Source organism: Citreicoccus inhibens (genome assembly GCF_019039035.1).
Classification (GTDB): Bacteria; Myxococcota; Myxococcia; order Myxococcales; family Myxococcaceae; genus Citreicoccus; species Citreicoccus inhibens.
Genome location: NZ_JAHNZT010000001.1, coordinates 36,235 through 53,242 on the forward strand (window position 1 = coordinate 36,235; position 17,008 = coordinate 53,242).

At 70.2% G+C, this 17,008-nt stretch carries 13 protein-coding genes; 7 read left to right on the forward strand and 6 right to left on the reverse strand.

Translation table 11 applies throughout. The features are described from left to right. Positions 1 to 3: 3 nt before the first annotated feature. From KRR26_RS00190 to KRR26_RS00210, 5 genes are all read left to right on the forward strand, one after another. A complete protein-coding gene (locus tag KRR26_RS00190; RefSeq protein WP_217078828.1) occupies positions 4 to 1,872 on the forward strand; it encodes a HAMP domain-containing sensor histidine kinase in 1,869 nt (622 codons plus the stop codon). 155 nt (positions 1,873 to 2,027) lie between these two features. Continuing rightward, entirely contained in the window at positions 2,028 to 3,437 is a 1,410-nt protein-coding gene (locus KRR26_RS00195; RefSeq protein WP_217078829.1) for a TolC family protein, read from the forward strand. After that, a complete protein-coding gene (locus KRR26_RS37540) occupies positions 3,434 to 4,615 on the forward strand; it encodes an efflux RND transporter periplasmic adaptor subunit (RefSeq protein WP_217078830.1) in 1,182 nt (393 codons plus the stop codon). The genes KRR26_RS00195 and KRR26_RS37540 overlap by 4 nt, the downstream gene beginning before the upstream one ends. Further along, on the forward strand, positions 4,612 to 7,752 hold the full coding sequence (locus KRR26_RS00205) for an efflux RND transporter permease subunit (RefSeq protein WP_217078831.1): 3,141 nt from the start codon (positions 4,612 to 4,614) through the stop codon (positions 7,750 to 7,752). The genes KRR26_RS37540 and KRR26_RS00205 overlap by 4 nt, the downstream gene beginning before the upstream one ends. 185 nt (positions 7,753 to 7,937) lie before the next feature. Beyond that, complete coding sequence (locus KRR26_RS00210) at positions 7,938 to 9,071, forward strand: glycosyltransferase family 4 protein (protein ID WP_120205483.1); 1,134 nt, start codon at positions 7,938 to 7,940, stop codon at positions 9,069 to 9,071. Here the strand turns inward: KRR26_RS00210 and KRR26_RS00215 are convergent. The 3 genes from KRR26_RS00215 to KRR26_RS00225 all read right to left on the reverse strand — a co-directional run bounded on the left by KRR26_RS00215 (position 9,047) and on the right by KRR26_RS00225 (position 12,287). Further along, positions 9,047 to 10,618 carry a CocE/NonD family hydrolase gene (locus KRR26_RS00215; protein ID WP_120205482.1) on the reverse strand — a complete coding sequence of 524 codons (1,572 nt, stop codon included), beginning with the start codon at positions 10,616 to 10,618 and terminating at the stop codon, positions 9,047 to 9,049. The genes KRR26_RS00210 and KRR26_RS00215 overlap by 25 nt on opposite strands. 124 nt (positions 10,619 to 10,742) lie before the next feature. Next, on the reverse strand, positions 10,743 to 11,513 hold the full coding sequence (locus tag KRR26_RS00220; RefSeq protein WP_120205480.1) for a trypsin-like serine peptidase: 771 nt from the start codon (positions 11,511 to 11,513) through the stop codon (positions 10,743 to 10,745). A 3-nt stretch (positions 11,514 to 11,516) separates the two neighbouring features. Further along, positions 11,517 to 12,287, reverse strand: a complete 771-nt coding sequence (locus tag KRR26_RS00225) for a M57 family metalloprotease (RefSeq protein ID WP_217078832.1) — start codon at positions 12,285 to 12,287, stop codon at positions 11,517 to 11,519. A gap of 238 nt (positions 12,288 to 12,525) precedes the next feature. On the opposite strand from KRR26_RS00225, the gene KRR26_RS00230 reads away from it, so the two are divergent. Continuing rightward, the gene (locus KRR26_RS00230; protein WP_328707032.1) at positions 12,526 to 13,071 is read left to right on the forward strand and encodes a hypothetical protein; all 546 of its coding nucleotides are present in this window, start codon (positions 12,526 to 12,528) and stop codon (positions 13,069 to 13,071) included. Between the two features lie 31 nt (positions 13,072 to 13,102). Here KRR26_RS00230 and KRR26_RS00235 read toward each other — a convergent pair whose 3' ends face one another. The 3 genes from KRR26_RS00235 to KRR26_RS00245 all read right to left on the reverse strand — a co-directional run bounded on the left by KRR26_RS00235 (position 13,103) and on the right by KRR26_RS00245 (position 15,858). Next, complete coding sequence (locus KRR26_RS00235) at positions 13,103 to 13,531, reverse strand: ester cyclase (RefSeq protein WP_120205475.1); 429 nt, start codon at positions 13,529 to 13,531, stop codon at positions 13,103 to 13,105. 191 nt (positions 13,532 to 13,722) lie between these two features. Continuing rightward, positions 13,723 to 14,859 (reverse strand): agmatine deiminase family protein, encoded by a 1,137-nt coding sequence (locus tag KRR26_RS00240; RefSeq protein ID WP_217078834.1) that lies wholly within the window; start codon positions 14,857 to 14,859, stop codon positions 13,723 to 13,725. A 177-nt stretch (positions 14,860 to 15,036) separates the two neighbouring features. Continuing rightward, positions 15,037 to 15,858 (reverse strand): dienelactone hydrolase family protein, encoded by an 822-nt coding sequence (locus tag KRR26_RS00245; RefSeq protein ID WP_199723751.1) that lies wholly within the window; start codon positions 15,856 to 15,858, stop codon positions 15,037 to 15,039. Positions 15,859 to 15,922: 64 nt separating this feature from the next. Here KRR26_RS00245 and KRR26_RS00250 point away from each other — a divergent pair, with 64 nt between their 5' ends. Beyond that, positions 15,923 to 16,942, forward strand: coding sequence for a GlxA family transcriptional regulator (locus tag KRR26_RS00250; RefSeq protein WP_233576844.1), 1,020 nt, complete (start codon positions 15,923 to 15,925; stop codon positions 16,940 to 16,942). Positions 16,943 to 17,008: the final 66 nt, after the last annotated feature.

A 17,008-nucleotide genomic window follows, 5' to 3' on the forward strand; every position in this document is an offset into this window, starting at 1 on the left:
CGCATGCCCATGCCTCGCCACTGGGGCCTTCGCGCCCGGTTCCTCGTCGCGTGTGGCCTGCTCGTGCTCACCACGGTGAGCGCGAGCGTCTGGACGCTCGCCACGCTCTCCCGACTCAGCGGCGAGGTGGGCGCCACGGTGAAGGACAGCGACGAGGCCACCGCCGCCACCGCGAGGATGGGCAGCGCGCTGGAGCGCGAGGACGACGCGCTCCTGTTGGCACTCACCGGCGACGACCACGCGCTGGGCCCCGAGCGCCAAAGCACGGACAGGGCCCTGGAGCGCCTGACCGCGCTGCTCACCACGCGGCCCGAGCGACAGGCCGCCACCCTCTTGCGAGAAGAAGTCGAGGCCTATCGCGCCGCGGCGAATCGCATCGCGGCCGGGGCCGGCGCCCCGGATGCGCTCGGCCGATACCACCGCGAGGCGAACCCGCTGCTGCGACATGCCGCCGCGACGACCCTGAGCATCCGCGACCACCACTTCGAGGCGACCCGGCAGGTGGCCCGCTTCGCCCATGAAGAGTCCATCCGTGCGCGGCGCGTGATGCTGACCATCACCGTGGTGGCGCTGCTCACCTCCGCCCTGTTGGCGCTCCACCTGGCCCGCTCGGTCATCCTCCCCCTGCGGCGATTGACGCGCGGGGCGAACACCATCCGCCGCGGCGAGTTTGGCGAGCCCATCCCCGTGGAGTCCGGCGATGAGCTGGGGCAGCTCGCGAGCGCCTTCAACCAGATGGCGACCGACCTCGCGGAGTTCCGCCGCTCGAACCTGGGCGAGGTCCTCCACGCCAAGGCCGCCCTGGAGGCCACGCTCGAGGCACTGCCCGACGCGGTCGTGCTGCTGGACGTCTCCGGCCGCGTGCTCTCCACGAACCGCAGCGCGCGCGAGCTGCTCATCGCCTCGGGCATCCCCTCGCTCGCGAGCATCCACGAGCTCACGCTCAGCGGCTTCGATCCGCGCGCCGTGCTGGCGTTGGCCTCGTCGCCTCGCGGCGCGGCGCCGCTGACGGACCTGGGCCGAGCCCTGCGCATCACCCGGGAGGAGCGCGTCCACCGCCTGCTCCCGCGCGTGGTGCCCGTGCCGGGACTCTCCGCGGAGCGCGACGCGGCGCTGCTGCTCCTCTATGACGTGACCGAGCTCGTGCGCCTGGACGAGATGCGCGCCGAGTTTGTGGCCGTGGCCTCGCACGAGCTGGGCACTCCGCTCACCACCTTGCGGATGACGCTGCTCATGCTCCAGGAGTCCGCCGCGTCCCTCTCGCCCCGGAACCAGGAGCTCGTGCGGACCTCGCTGGGTGGCGTGGAGCAGCTCGCGGAGACGGTGGACGAGTTCCTCGACCTGACTCGCATCGAGGCGGGACAGCTCAAGCTCTCGCGGGAGCGAATCTCCCCCGTGGACCTGGCCACCGAGTGCGTCCGCCGCTGTCGCGCGCGGACCGAGGACGCCGGCCCCCGCGTGGAGCTCACCGTGGCGGGAGCGCCCTCCACGTTCTGGGCGGATCCGGTCCGCTTGCGCGTGGTGTTGGACAACCTGCTGACCAATGCCCTCAAGTACACGCCCCCCTCGGGTCAGGTCGTGCTGAGCGTGGACACGCCGGGCCAGGGTGGGCAACGGACCGTGCGCATCACCGTCACCGACAGCGGCCCCGGCGTCCCCGAAGAGTTCCGCGAGCGCATCTTCGACAAGTTCTTTCGCGTCGAGCACCACCGCCCCGGAACGGAGACGGGCACCCGGGGCTCGGGGATCGGGCTGTACCTCTGTCGACAAATCGTGGAGCTGCACGGGGGCAGCATCCACTGTCAGCAGGGCGACGGCGGCACCGGGGCCATGTTCCTCGTGTCGCTGCCCGCGGCGGAGGCCCGCGCCTGAGCCGGAGGCGAGCGCTCCTCGCCGTCCAGGCATTCCGCCGGTTCCCTACGCAACCCTGTCCCGCGTCTCGCGGGGATGCCACGCACGGGTGCGCCCGCACGCGCTCGTGAAGCCGCGCGTCGCGAGGCGGCGCGGGACTTGCTCAAGGCGCGGCCGTGGATACCCGACGACCTCCGCGCCCCCCCGGCGCTCCGCCTGACTCGCACCACGCCCTCGCGGGATGGCTCGGCCTCGTCCTGCTGGGGACTGGCTGCGTTCCACCGCATCCCGCGGCCACGCCCACGTCGCTCGGGCGCGCACCGCCGCTCTTGATGCAGACGGGCGCGACGCCAGCCCTGGCCTCTCGCATCGACTCGCCCCGAGACCTTCCCGCCTACGTGCAAGCCGACCCGAAGACCCAGGCCGCCTTGCAGGGCATCGAGCAGGCCCAGGGGGAGGCCGTGACAGCGGGCCTGCTGCCCAATCCCTCGCTCGCGGTGACCCAATCCCTGCTGCCCTTCCCTGGGAGTCCCTTCGATGCGCAATCACATCAAGGCGGGCCTCCCCAGCTCGACCTCCAGGTCAGCTATCCGCTCGATGCGCTCCTCTTCGGCAAGCGCGCGGCGGCGCAGGAGGCGGGGCGGCTCGGGGTGGACGTCGCGCGCGCCGAGTACGACGACGTCACCCGACAGCGCGTCCAGGAAGCCCTCACCGCGTACTACGACGTGCTCCAAGCCGCGCAGCTCGTCGAGCTGGCCCGCTCGGAGGTCGCGCAGTTGGAGCGGCTGGAGGCGGTGACCGAGCGGCGCGTGGCGCTCGGCGGAGCAGGCGCCATCGAGGTCGATCGCGCGCGCGTGGCGCGGCTCGCCGGCAGTCGCCGGGCCGTCCTCGCGGAGCTGGCCCGTGAGACGGCGCTCAGTCGCTTCCGCTCGCGGTTGGGTGCGACGGGGAGCACGGCCCAGGTGGAGCCCTCGGGCAACCTGGAGGTCGTCGAGGCGCCACCCCCTCCGGACCTCGACACCGCGTTGCGGTTGGCGGAGGCCCATCGCCCGGCTCTCCTCGTGGCCCGGAGGCGGTCCGCCCTGGCTCGCGCGGAGCTGACCCGGGAGCAGCGTGCCGCGTGGCCCACGCTCAGCGTGACCGCCGGCTACACGCGACAGTTTCAGCAACAGGCCATCGGCTTTCCCGACGTGAACGCCTGGGGCGCGGGGCTCGAGGTGTCGCTCCCGCTGCTCGACCGCAATCAAGGCGCCATCGCGCGCGGGCGCGCCACCGTTCGCCAGTCGGAGCTGCTCCTGGAGTCCACGCGCGTCGAGGCGCGCGCGGAGGTCGAGCAGGCGCTCGCCACCTACGCCACGGCGCGACAGGTGGTGCTGACCCTGGACGCGCAAGCCCTGGAGTCCGCCGCGAGCGCGAACCAGCGCGTCGAGCGCGCGTACGAGTTGGGCGGCAGGACGTTGCTCGAGGTCCTCGACGCCCAAGCGGCCTACCGCGACGCCCTGCGCGAGCACATCAGCGCGAACGCCGAGCTGCTGCGCGCGCTCCATCAACTTCATTTCCTCCTGGGAACGGAGTGGCCACCGTGACGACACCTGAAACGGAGTTCAATCCCCGCGGGCTCGCGCCCTCCTCCCCCGCGCGAGGCCGCAGGCGCGACGCGGTGAGCTGGGCCGTCACCCTGGGCGGGCTCGGCGCCTTGTTCGTCTTCTTGCTCGGCTCGAAGCCCCCCGCCGCGGCCTCCTCCGCCCCCCTGCCCCAGGCAGGTGTCCAGGTCACCGCGCGCGGGACGCTGAGCGTGCCGACGACCGGGCCCTTCGTCCAACACCTGAGCCGAATCACCGCGCGGTCACGGCCCCTCGCCGCGCCGCTCGTCGAGGCCACGGGGACGCTGCTCGCGACCTCCCTCCCCCTCCCGAGCGAGGGCGCGGAGACGCCCTGGCAGTTCGCCTCCAGCGAGCTGTTGTCCTCCTACGGAGAGCTGCTCCAGGCAGACGCCGACGTCGCGTTCCAGGAGCGACAGGTCCAGGCCCGCGAGCAATTGGAAGCGGCCCGGCTGCGCGCCCAGACCGAGAGCGTCGCGCGGCTCCGAGGGCTCGTGGAGGTTGGCGCCGACTCCGCTCGGGAGTTGGCGGGCGAGGAGGCGAGCCTTCGCGAGCACCAGCTCGAATCCGAGCGCGCGCTGCACGAAGCACGCGGCGCGCTCCAGACGGCGCGGCGGCGACAAGCGGTCCTGACGCGGCAACTCGAGCAGGTGGGGCTGGCGCCCGAACTCTTGCGACAGGGCGAGCCCGGACGAGCCTGGCTCGTCGCCGAGGTGCCCGAGCTGCGACTGGCCCAGGTTCGCGAGGGCCAGACGACCACGGTTCGCTTCTTCGCGCGGCCCGAGCCCCCCATCACCGCCAACGTGCGCCGCATCCTGCCCACCGTCTCGGCGACGCAGCGGACGGCGCGGGTGGTGATTGGCCTGGACGCGGAGGCCTCGCTCAGGCCCGGGATGTTCGCCCGAGTCGGGCTGGGGACCCAGCAGCGGGAGGCGCTGCTCATCCCTTCGTCGGCCGTGCTGCACGTGGACCGCTCAGACTACGTGCTGGTCGGCCCGGGAGCAGAGCTGACCCCCACGCCCGTGGTCCTCGGAGAGTCGCGAGGAGAGGAGACGGAGATCCTCTCGGGGTTGAGCCCGGGGACGTCCCTCCTGGGCGACGGGGCCATCCTGCTCAAGCCCGCGCTCGTGGAGAGTCTGGCCGTGCGCGGAGGCGAGCGATGATGCAGCTCGCGCTTCGGCTCGCCCTTCGCTTCCGCACCCAGGTGTTGGCGCTGGCGTTCGTGCTCGTGTCGCTGGGCATCTGGGCCCTGCTGCACCAACGCGTGGATGCCTACCCCGACATCTCTTCGCAGATGGTTCAAATCGTCACCGTGTATCCGGGACGCGCCCCCGAGGAGGTGGAGCGCCAGGTGACGATTCCGATGGAGACCGCGATGCGCAACGTCCCCCAGGTGGAGACCCTCCGCTCGCGCACCATCTTCGGGCTGTCGGTCGTGCAGCTCATCTTCGAGGAGGGGACGGAGAGCTACTGGGCCCGGCAGCGGGTGCAGGAGCGCCTGTCCGCCGTGGCCTTGCCGGAGTCCGCGAGCGCGGAGCTTGGCGCGCTCGCGACGGCCTACGGCGAGGTGTTCCGCTACGAGTTGGCGAGGGAGGGGCCCCAGGACCTCGTCGACCTGCGCACGCTCAACGACTGGGTGGTGATTCCGCGACTGCTGCGAGCCCCCGGCGTGGCCGAGGTGTCGAACTTCGGAGGGCTCGCCAAGGAGTACGCGGTCATCTTCGAGCCCGAGCAGCTTCGGCGCCATGACGTGTCCATCGCGGAGGTCGTGGAGGCGCTCCAGGCGAACAACGCCAGCGCGGGCGGCAGTGTCATCCGCCGCGGCAGCATGGCGTTCGTCGTGCGAGGGCGCGGCTCCCTTCAAGGGCTTTCGGACCTGGAGGGCATCTTCATCAAGAACGTGGGCGGCACGCCCGTCCTGCTCAAGGACGTCGCGACCGTCCAGGTCGACCACCGGGCGCCCTCCGGAATCTTCAGCCGCAACCAGGTCGACTCGGGCGTCGAGGGCATCGTGCTCATGCGGCGCGGAGAGAACACGACCCGGGTGCTCGAGGAGGTCCAGCGCGCGGTCGCCGAGCTCAACGAGGGCGGCCTGCCCGCGGGCGTGCGCCTCCAACCGTTCTACGACCGGACCTTCCTGGTCCGCAGCACGCTCTACACCGTCACGCACAGCGTCCTGTTGGGGGTCACCTTCGTCATCCTCGCGCTGCTCTTCTTCCTGGGCCGGCCCGCCATGGCGCTGCTCGTCGCGGCCACCATCCCGTTCGCCCTGCTGGTGGCGCTGCTGCTCATGCACGTCACGCACATTCCCATCGGGCTGCTGTCGGTGGGCGCCATCGACTTCGGCATCGTCGTGGACGGAACGGTCATCATGGCGGAGAGCATCGCCCGCCGCGTGGCAGCCCTCCGGGGCGAGCGCCCACCCGAGGCGCTCCTGCGCGCGGTCCTCGACGCCGCGGCGGAGGTCGAACGGCCCCTGCTCCTGTCCGTCATCCTCATCGTCGCGGCCTACCTGCCGCTGCTGACCCTGGGGAGCATCGAGGGGCTGCTGTTCCGCCCCATGGCGCTGACGATGATCTTCACCCTCTGCGGGGCGCTCCTCTTCGCCCTGTTCCTGGTCCCCACGCTCGCCACCTTCGTCTTCCGGGACGGCTATGCGGAGTGGGAGAACCCGCTCGTCGAGCGACTCCGGCGAGGCTATGGCCGCGTCCTGGCGGTGCTCCTGCGGTATCGCTGGCAGGTGGCGACGGCGACCCTCGGCCTGTTCGTGCTGTGCGTCGGCTTCGTCGTGCCCCGGCTCGGCACGGAGTTCCTGCCGCCCATGGACGAAGGCGTCATCTGGGTTCGCGCCAACTTCCCCGAGGGAACCTCGCTGGAGCAATCCGCCGCGTTCGGCAAGCGGCTGCGCAGCCTCGCGCTGGAGCTGGAGGACGTGGACTTCATCTCCGTGCAGGCGGGACGCAACGACAGCGGCACGGACCCCTTCCCCCCCAGCCGACTGGAAATCATGGTGGGGCCCCAGCCCGCCGAGCGGCGCCACCAGTTCGCCTCGAAGCAGGCGCTGGTGGCGGAGCTGGGCCGGCGCTTCCGGACGGAGTTCCCCTCCACCCGGTTCAACTTCACGCAGCCCATCATCGACTCGGTGACGGAGGACACCAACGGGACCTCCGCCAACCTCGCCGTGGAGTTGAGCGGGGAGGATCCACGGACGCTCCAAGCCCTGGCGGAGCGCACCCGCGCGATGCTCCGGTCCATCGCGGGCGCCACCGATGTGAGCATCGAACAGGAAGGCCCCCAGCCCCAGGTCATCATCGAGCCGGACCGCGCCCTCTGCGCTCGCTACAACGTGCGCATCGAGGACGTCACGCGGATGATCGACGTGGGGCTCGGCGGACAGCCGGTGGGGGCGCTCTACGAAGGGGACCGCCGCTTCGACATCACCGCGCGCTTCTGGCGCGAGCACCTCGACTCCCCCGAGGCACTGGGGCGCCTCCCCGTCCACACGCGCGAGGGGGTGGCCATTCCCCTGGCGCAGGTGGCCCGCATCGAGGTGGTGGATGGGCAGACCCTCATCGCGCGCGAGAACGGGCGGCGGAGGCTCACCCTGAGGACCGACATCGTGGGGCGGGACCAGGGCGGCTTCGTGGCGGAGGCCCAAGCGCGTTTCGCCACGGAGATTCCGTTGCCATCCGGTTACCGCGTGGGCTGGCTCGGAATGTTCGAGAACCTCGCCCGCGCGAAGCAGCACTTCGCCGTGCTCTTCCCGCTCACGCTGGGCCTCATCCTGGTCGTGCTGGTGTGGGCCTTCCGCTCGGCGCGAACAGCCCTGGTGCTCCTGATGCCCATTCCCTTCGCCTTCATGGGGGCGACAACCGCGCTGTACGTGCGAGGCATGAACCTCAACGTCTCCACGGGCGTCGGCTTCGCCACGCTCTTCGCGGTGGCCCTGCTGGACGGACTGCTGATGGTGTCCGCCATCCACCCGCTGCGCATGACGGGCGTGCCTCTGGACGAGGCCATCATCCAGGGCCGGCTCCAGCGCTTCCGCCCCATCCTGATGGCCTCCGTCATCCCCATCCTGGGGCTCGTCCCCGCCTCGCTCGCGACAGGGCTGGGCTCGGACGTCCAGCGCCCGCTCGCGACGGTCATCATCTGGGGACTGTCCGCTTCGACACTCCTCACCCACCTCGCGTCGCCTGTCTTCTACCGGCTCCTCGCGCCGCCTCTGGCGGGACACGCTTCGGACGTCCTGCCCACGACAGAGCCCCTCGCGCCGCTCACCGGCTCCGCCACCCCCTAGGCGGCGGCACGAACGAAGCATCCCTATGTTCCCGCCACCGCGCCCGTACCCCCTGTCGCACACGCGCGGTGCCGGCCATACGAACACCCCGGTGACACCACGCACCGCGGTCACCGTTCCGCTCGCCGCCCGCGCCCCCGCGGGCACTCACCACGCCATTCCCACCCAGGGAGGGGCTCGGACACATGACGACATCGCCCCCGCGCATCGTGTTCGCCATCGAGACGACTCTCGGCAACGCGGTCTTCCTCCAGAACCTCCAGCGCGCCTTGGCGGAGCGCACCGACATCACCCCGGTGTGGCTGCCCATCGACGAGCATGTCGATGACGTGTGGGAGCGCTTGCCCCTCGTGCGCTCCCGCCTGTCGTTGAGAGGTGGACTTCGGGCCCGCGCCGCGCTCCACCGCATCGCCGCCGAAGAGCCGGTGTGGGCCGCCGTCGTCCACACGCAGCGCATGGCGCACCTGGCCCACGACTTCATGAGCCGCGTGCCCAGCGTCATCTCGACGGACGCCACCCCGAGCGGCCTGGAGGACTATCTTCGGTACTACGGGATGCGCTCGCAGCACGGCGGCTGGCTCGGCGCGGCGAAGCACGCGTTGCATCGCCGCACGTACTCGGTGGCCAAGGGCATGCTGTCGTTCTCGGCGTTCACCAAGCGCTCGCTGGTGGAGGAGTACGGCGTGCCCGACACGCGCGTCCACGTGCTCTGGCCCAGCGTCGACACCACGCTGTGGAGGCCCGCGCCCGAGCGCAAGCCGCGCGACGGCGTGGTGCGGCTGCTCTTCGTGGGAGGAGACCTGGGACGCAAAGGCGGGCAACTGCTCTTGCGTTGGGCCCGAGAGACGCGTCAGCGAGGCTGGCGCTTGGACCTGGTGACGTCCTCGGACATCTCGACACCTCCGGGCGTGCACCTCCACGTGGGCGTGCGGCCCAACTCACCGGAGCTCATCGAGCTGGCCCAGGCCGCGGACCTCTTCGTGCTCCCCACGCTGGCGGACATGTCCTCGTGGGCCATCGCCGAGGCGAAGGCCGCGGGCCTCGCGGTCGTCACCACCGCCACGGGCGGCGTGGGCGAGCTGGTGCGCGACGGAGTCGATGGTCGGCTCGTGCCGGTGGGCGACTACGCCGCGCTCGCCAGCGCGCTGGATGACCTGGTGGCGCGGCCGGACACGCTGCGGGAGATGGGCTGCGCGGCCCGGCGCATGGCGGAGGAGCGGATGGACCTGCGGACGACGTGCGACCAGATGCTCGCGTTCATCCGCAGGGTCACCCACGCCGGAGAGGCGCCGCGCTACTTCAGCGGCACGGACACGTAGGACGGATTGCCCGCGGGCGACGAGAACTTCACCGAGGTGAGGGCCGGCGCCTTGTCCGCGTAGAGCGGATCCACCGTGTCGATGACCAGCGAGAGCCGGTCGCCGCTCGGCACGTCATAGGCCGTGGCCGGGAAGTCCGCGTCCACGGTGTACGGCTGGCCCGCCACCACGTCGCGCAGGGTGACGGCCACGTGCGTGACGAGGCTGCCGGTGCCCGCCCAGTTCGTGTCGTAGAGGTAGGCCACCACCGTCGTCTGTCCGGAGCGCCCCGGCGTCACGGTCAGGTGCAGGTGCGCCGCGCCTCGAACCCGGCGCGCGCTCGACAGCCAGTCCGACTGCCACACGCCCGCGTTCGTGCGGTCCACCGCGGGAATCCACGCGCTGGGCGGCTCGCCCGTGAGGGCCTCGGCGCCGTTGGTCAGCAGCACCACGCCGCCGTTGGCCACCGTGTCACCGCCGCCCAGGATGGTCGCGCTCCAGCCCGTCTGCGCCCCCGCCTGCAGGTCGCCCTCGCGGTTCCACCAGTGGACCTCGCTCAGGTGATAACGCGCGGCGCTCGACGTGATGGCGCTCCACGACGGGTAGGCCTCATACGCGCCCTGCCCGCGCACCAGCAGCTGCACGGGAGGCTCGGTCGCGATGCCCGTGTTCACGCCGCGCAGGTACTGGTCGAACCAGCGGCGCACGCTGAGCCACGCGTCGTTGGGCAAGCCCAGGATGCCCGTCAGCTCGGGGATGGCGTGGTCGCCCGGGCGCAGCTCCAGCCGCTTCGGCCCCGTGAGCTGGGTGAAGAAGTCACCGAGCTGGTTCGGCGCGAAGAAGCTGTCGCCGTATGCGTTCCCGATGAGGATGGCGGGGCGGTTGGCGTTGATGCGCGGCAGGTAGGTCGCGGCGCCACGCACCTGGGCATACGCGACCACGCCGTCCAGCGCCTCGTTGGCGAAGAAGTCCGTCAACACCTGGCGCATCTCCGCCGAGGGGCGGCCCGTCAGCTCCGCCGACAACCACAGCAAGCCGGCGCTCTGCAGATGCCGCGTCTGGTTGGCGAACAATGAGTACGAGAGGTCGGTCCAGGCGCTCAGCGCGGCCACGGCCCGGATGCGCGAGTCGAACGCCGAGCCAATCAAGGTCAGCCCCGCGCCATACGAGACCCCCGCCGCGCCAAGGCGCGTGGCATCCGCCGGCGTGTTGGCGAGCACCCAGTCGATGACCTCCGACAGGTCACCGATGTCCTTGGGCCCCGCCGTGTCGATGGCGCCCCCGGAGGTGTAGAAGCCGCGCGGCGTATACGACGCCACCACGTAGCCTGCGTCCGCGAGCTGCTGCGCCTGCGCCAGATACTCCAGGTTGGGCAGCGCCCAGCTCGTGACGAACAGGATGACCGGATGCAGTCCTGCCGTGTCCGGCGTGAAGACGTTTCCCTGCAACGTCACGCCATCGCGGGTGGTGACAGACAGGGTTCGGAAGGACGCGGCGGCCGAGGCGGGAGCAGCAACAACGCACAACGACACGGCGACACATGCGGCAAAGGCTCGCAACGTGGACATGCACTCCTCCGGCAAGGGTGGCGGCGCGCACGCTATCCAGGCGTTGATTTGAAAGTCAATTTCACGCTGAATCCAATGTTTGCTCGTGTTTCAAACTCCGGCACAGCGCGGAGCGGCCGTGGGGTCAGCGGTCGGCGAGGTCGCCGGGCACGAGGTAGGGCGAGGCCTCGACGATGGCCTCCGCGGTCCAGCCTCGATTGGAGCCGTGGCCTTTCTCGTCGCAGTCGCCGTCGGTGTGGACGCCCAGCACATACCCCTGCCGGTTGAGGACACCCGCGCCCGAGCTGCCGACCAAGGTGTCCAGGTCCCCGTAATAGAGCTGGCGATGACACGCGCCGAGGAATCGGCCCTCGGCGATGACCTTCGGCATGCCGCGCGGGTGCTGGATGATGGCCAGCGCTTCGGTGATGCGTGTCGTCAGGGGAGTTGGAGTGGCCGCGGGCAGCGTGTCCGGTTGGATGAGTGCGTAGTCCGGCTCGGACGACTGCTCGATGACGGTTCCGCCTGTCATCAGCGCGTCGCCATCGGGGTCATCCTCGAAGTTGAAGACAAGAAACGTCCTGTCTCCGAGCCCCGCGCAGTGCCCCGCGGTCAACACCACGGGGCCCGCCTCGGCGGCGATGAGCGTCCCGGTGCAGCGGCCATCAATCAAGACGACCGCGTCCTCGCGCTCCTGCACCACGTCAGCGAACTCGCCCTCGTAATGATTGACGGGCGTGAAGTCGAGGGTGGGGCCGCACTGCCACAGACTGCTCACTTCGGCGGGCGGCTCCTCCGAACAGACCGCTGGCTCCTCGGGCTCCGCGTGACCACAGGCCAGGATGCCCAGCCACGCGGCGCCCACGACGAGCGGCCCCCTCAGTGCCAACAGGGAACTGGGGGGCCGGGCGACCATGGCTCAGTACAGGGTGGTCAGCGCGGTGATGTCCGTGCCGGTCCACGTCCCCGTCTCGGAGCTCCGGAAGCAGGAGTTCATCACCGAGCCGCCCACCGTGGCGGTGGCCGGCGTGCCATTGATGAGGACGGCGCCGACGCCCGCGGTGCCCTCGTTGGACGCCGTGCCGCCGCAGCTGATGGCGCGGTTGTAGTAGTCCGAGTGGCGGAAGCCGATGGTGTGGCCAATCTCGTGCATGATGACGTGCGTGCTCACGCCCTGGCTGTAGCTCGTCAGGCCGGTGCCGATGTTGATGGCCCCGTAGGGGTTGCCACCCGACGGGAAGCCGGAGGAGCCACCCACGCCCGTTGTGGTCTGGGCCGTGATGGTCGCGCTGCAACCCGTGGTCGGGCCGAGCGCCAACTGGAACGTGAGCCCCAGCGCGTTGTACCTGCTGATGGCCTGGTTGAGGCCGGTGCTGAACAGGCTGATGTTCGCGAACGCGGCCGTGGGGGTGACGCAAATCTTCGTCTTGGTGCTGCTCACCAGGTTGGTGGTCCGATATTGCTCCTGGCTCTCCTTGCCGGACTGGAGCATCTCGCGAGACGCCTCGAGCGTCACATGGGCGTCACCGCCCACATAGACCGCGCCATCCACCACCGTGACGTCATCCGACGGGAAGCCAGCCTTGACCAGGTTCGAAACAATCTCCTGGTTCTCCTGCTCCACGTCCTTGCCACAACCGGTCAAAAGCACACCACAGCTCACCGCGAGCACTGCTGCTCTCTTGAACATGCGTGTCTTCCTCTTGTCCTGAAGCGGATCCAATCCGTCCGGCGCGGGATCGCCAGAACGGACTCTCGAATCCTTAGAACAGAAAAGACGAAAAGTCCACGAAGTCAAATTTAACCTATAAAACATGAATTTCACCCACCCTCCAGCGGCGGGCGGATTGTTCGAGCGCGAGGCGCTCCGCTAGCGTCGGCGCACCATGTCATCACCGACTCCTCCCCCACCCCAATCCTCCGGGGCCGTGCGCGCCCTGATTGGCTTCGGAGTCATCAGCGCCACCGTGTCACTCACCCTCGGCCTGTCGATTGGGCTCTCGCCGATGGGCTTCTTGCGCACCACGAACGTGGGGGACCTGGCGGAGCTGGCTTCGTTCCAGGAGCAGCTCCGGCCGTTGAATGCGTGTGAGCTCGAGTATGGGCCGCACAGCCGGCGCCCCAGCCCGTATTCCTACGCGAGCGTGAAGGTCATGCCCTGCGGGTTCGACTCGGCGCGCAGGGCGGTCTACGTCCGCGTCCCGGCCGAGATGCAGCCCTCGGGCCACGTCGCGTTCGATCTGAGCCGGAGCAGCACGGCGGCCCCGTGGAAGGTCTTCGTGGTGAAGGACGAGGTGTCCTTCCCCGTGCTCAAGCAGACGCTCGAGCAGCTCGCTCCGCTCCTCCTGACGGAGTTTCCCGCGCAGCAGCAGAAGGACATCGACGACCGCGCGCGGTGGGACCTGGAGCGCAGGCAGCGAGCGGACACGGAGCGCGAGCGCAAGGAGGCCGCGTCGGAGTCGTATCCCAAGTGACGAGCGCCCCGCGTGTCGCCGGGCCCCGCGCTCAGTCCTCGAACGTGGGTGGGGTCGTGCGCAGCAGCGACTCGGCGGGGCCTTCGCCGGACATGGACAAGAGTCCCTTGAGGCACCGGGCCGCGAGGACCCAGTTCTTGGGGTTCTTCATGTCGAGTCCGCCCACGAGCTGCTTGAGCATGCTGAGCGAGTCGAAATAGACGCGCTCGCACACCAGCGTCTCCGCCGCATCGAAGATGAAGTACGCGGTCATCCGCACCCGGAACTGACTGCCCGTGGGAGGGATGGCGCCCAGCGGCCCCAGGTGCGTGCCCATCAGCCAGAACTCCACGATGACGGCGTCATCGCTGTGCCGGAGCGCGATGATTTCGTGGTGCTGGTCCGGAAACGCGACGCGGGTGGCGCGGTAGTAATCCCGGACCTTCTCCCGCCCATCATGGACGGTCAGGGTCGCGACCAGTTCGTAATGGGGATTCGGTCGTCACGGATGCCTCGACTCGGATGAACCGCTGGGGGAGAGGGACCCGAGCCACGGAGGCTCGCGCCGGCTCGCCAGCCTACACCGACCGGGACAGGGCACACCGCTCGCCGTGGCCCCCTCACGAACGCGCGGCGCCTGTTGAAAGGAGCCGCCGAACCGCGCTCGCGGCGCTACCGAGGCTGCTGCTGCGTCACACAATGCACCATGCCGCCCTCGGCATAGAGATTTCGGACGTCGATGCCGACGACCTTCTTGTCCGGGAACAGCTTCTGGATGATGGCATTGGCGACGCCATCATTGGGGTCCGCGTAGTTCGGAACCAACACCACCGCGTTGGCGACGTAGTAGTTCACATAGGACCCTTTGTACCCGAGCAGCTTCCCCCACGTGGTCGTCACATTCTTCGCGGTGAGGGGCAGCGTCACGAACGTGTACGGCTGGCCCGAGGCGCTCGTCGCGGCATGAAGGGTGTCGATGTCCTGGTCGGGCACGCCCCACTCCGCGAGGTCGTCATCGCTCATCGTGACGAGCGTGTTGTCGCGAGCGAAGACGGCGAACCCGTCGATGTGCATGTCCGTGATGTCGAGCCCCGCGACGCCATCCAGCCAGATGAAGTGCGTCACTCCGAGGTACTTTCGGAAGAAGCCCTCCATCTGCTCCTGGGTCATTCCCGGGTTCCGGTTCGGATTCAGCGTCGAGCTGCGGGTCGCCATGAGGGTTCCGTGCCCGTCCAGCTCGACGGCCCCGCCCTCATTCACGATGTCGCGCTGCAAGTCGACGTAAGGCAACGCCTGCTGCTGGGCAATCGCCTTCGGAACCTCCGCGCTGAGCGCGAAGTTCTGCTTCTCGCCCCAGCCATTGAAGCCCCAACCCTCGATGGTGGGCTTGCCCGCGGAGTCACGCACGTAGATGGGGCCGAAGTCGCGGATCCACACATCCTCGAAGGCGTGGGTCGTGAAATCGATCCGCGCGAGCGACACCCCCTGCGCGGTCAGGAGCGCCTGGATGCGGCTGACCTCCCCCGCGTCATGGGCGAGGATGTGGACGTTCTCGCTGGCCACCAAGGCCCGCGTCATGGCCACCCAGCTCGGGTCCAGCCCATCGCGATAGTCCACCCCGAACTCGAAGGGGTGAGGCCAGGCCAGCCAGGTCCCCTCGTGCTCGCCCAGTGGATCCGGCAGGGTGTACATCGCGGCGACCTCTTGCTCTTCGCTTCGCTGCCCCGACGACGGACCACCGCACCCCGTCGTCAGGACCAGCACCGCGACGGCCCCCAACAGGGGAGCCCCCTTGTGTCGCCCACGCATCAGCGTCCCCCATCTCCCAGGCGGCGCTCGCGCCCGACGCTCAAGGGCCGTCCGGGCCCAACCCACTCCTGAAGGGAGTCAGCAGACCCCCTCAGCGGGCTCTGGGCAGGCGGCTTGAGCAGGCGCCTGAGAATCCGTCGAGGCCTCGCGCATCGCCGCCGCCTGCACGACAGGCGCTCAGGGCTTCAGCCGGGAGGCGAAGAACGCGAGGATTTCATCCCGCGCGGCGACGGTCGGCTGTCCGGCCGCATCAATCAGGTGCGCGGTGACCACGCTGTGCGGGCTCTTCACCACCCGCGCGAAGAAGGGGGGCGGCTCGGGATGGGCGGCCTCGTCGGGGAGCACGCGCGCGACGAAGCGCTCACCGAGCGCCTCGGAATACGCCGCGAACCGCTGCGCCGTGCAGAAACGGTCTCCCGCGAAGCGATAGGCGAGGACCGTCAGGTTCTCTCGCTCGAGCCGAGACCGCACCGCCGCCAGCTCCTCGGGTGGGCTCTCCAGCGCGCCCGGGTCATTCATCGGCAGCGCGGGCTGGCACAACACCGGGGCGAGCGTCGGGGCCTCCAGCATCATGGAGAGCGCGAAGTTGCCGGTGAAGCACATCCCGATGGCGCCCACGCCCGGGCCACCGCACTCGGCATGCGCGTGGGCCGCGAGCGCGCGGAGCCACGTCGTCACCGGGCTCGACGCGTTCGCCGCGAAGGCGCGGAACTCGGCGCTCACGCACGCGCGCTGCATCACCGCCAGGCCCTCCTCCGCCTGGGGATAGGCCCCGTCCTTTCCGAAGAGTGACGGCATGTACACGGTGAAGCCCGCGTCCCGCACCCAGCGGCTGAAGCGCGCGACGTGGGGACTGATGCCGGGCATCTCGGCCATGACAATCACCGCGGGCCCGGTCCCCATGACGTAGACATTCCGGGTCGCGCCCTCCAGGGTGATGGAACGGCGCTCGAAGTCATCGAGTGGATCATCTCGCATCGCGTCGGTCATGCACGCCATGGTGGCCACGCGGCGCACTTTGGCCAAGTGGCGGGAATGACATTGTTCGGTCTATTCTTGCCACATGGGCGGAACCCTCACACAGCTCGTCTTCGACGGCGTCGCCGATGGTCCGGTGGGCGTCGCGCTCGACATCGTCGGCGCGGCGGCGCGCATCGCCCGCGCGGGGCTGGTCGCCCTGCCCAAGGGCCGACAGGCGCCTCGGCATCGGCTGGTGTCCATGGATGGCAAGCCGGTCCGGACCGCGACGAAGCGAGTGCTGGAGGTGGATGGCGCGCTCAGCCCGCGCACGCTGGACTCGGACGACGTGCTCGTGCTGCCGGGCCTGGGGATGGCGACCCCGCCGGCCATCACCGCCGCGCTGGAGCGGCCCGACATCGTGCGCGGCGTTGAGTCCGTCGCGCGCGCGGCGGCGAAGGGCGTGCGCGTCGCGGCGTCGTGCTCGGCGACCTTCGTGCTCGGGGCCGCGGGCGTGCTCGACGGGCAGCAGGCGACGACGACGTGGTGGCTGGGCTCCACGTTCACCCAGCGCTTCCCTCGCGTGACGCTGCGCACGGACCGCATGGTGGTCGAGTCCGGCGACGTGCTCACCGCGGGCTCGGCGTTCGCGCACTCCGACCTCCTGCTCGCGCTCCTGGCTCGACGGGTGAGCCCCTCGCTCGCGCACATGGTGGCGCGGTACCTCGTCCTGGACGAGCGCGCGTCGCAGTCGCACTACATGGTGCTGGAGCACCTGCGCAGCGCGGACCCCGTGGTGCGCCAGCTCGAGTCCTTCGTCACCTCCAACCTGGCGCGCCAGGTGACGGTCCACGACATGGCACGGGCCACGGCCACGTCACCGCGCACGCTCGCACGGAGGGTCGGCTCCGCGCTGGGCACCACGCCGCAGCACTTCGCGCAGCGCCTGCGCATCGCCCAGGCCGTGCACTTGCTGGAGACCACGCGGCGCTCGGTGGACGAAGTCGCGGCCCAGGTCGGCTACGCGGACCCCGCGGCCTTCCGGCGCGTCTTCCGCCGAGAGACGGGTGAGACGCCTCGTGCACGCCGGACCCGCGCCGCGCTTCGCGCCTCGCCCACGCGCTGAGGACGCAGGGCGTGGAGCGGGTCAATGCGACCCGCCCTGACTTTCGCTCAGCCGCCCTCTTAGACT

Bases quoted from the DNA above. Each gene is read 5' to 3' on its own strand.
- KRR26_RS00190 (WP_217078828.1), top strand. From the start codon at position 4: ATGCCCATGCCTCGCCACTGGGGCCTTCGCGCCCGGTTCCTCGTCGCG.
- KRR26_RS00205 (WP_217078831.1), top strand. From the start codon at position 4,612: ATGATGCAGCTCGCGCTTCGGCTCGCCCTTCGCTTCCGCACCCAGGTG.
- KRR26_RS00210 (WP_120205483.1), top strand. From the start codon at position 7,938: ATGACGACATCGCCCCCGCGCATCGTGTTCGCCATCGAGACGACTCTC.
- KRR26_RS00215 (WP_120205482.1), bottom strand. From the start codon at position 10,618: ATGTCCACGTTGCGAGCCTTTGCCGCATGTGTCGCCGTGTCGTTGTGC.
- KRR26_RS00220 (WP_120205480.1), bottom strand. From the start codon at position 11,513: ATGGTCGCCCGGCCCCCCAGTTCCCTGTTGGCACTGAGGGGGCCGCTC.
- KRR26_RS00225 (WP_217078832.1), bottom strand. From the start codon at position 12,287: ATGTTCAAGAGAGCAGCAGTGCTCGCGGTGAGCTGTGGTGTGCTTTTG.
- KRR26_RS00240 (WP_217078834.1), bottom strand. From the start codon at position 14,859: ATGCGTGGGCGACACAAGGGGGCTCCCCTGTTGGGGGCCGTCGCGGTG.
- KRR26_RS00245 (WP_199723751.1), bottom strand. From the start codon at position 15,858: ATGGCGTGCATGACCGACGCGATGCGAGATGATCCACTCGATGACTTC.
- KRR26_RS00250 (WP_233576844.1), top strand. From the start codon at position 15,923: ATGGGCGGAACCCTCACACAGCTCGTCTTCGACGGCGTCGCCGATGGT.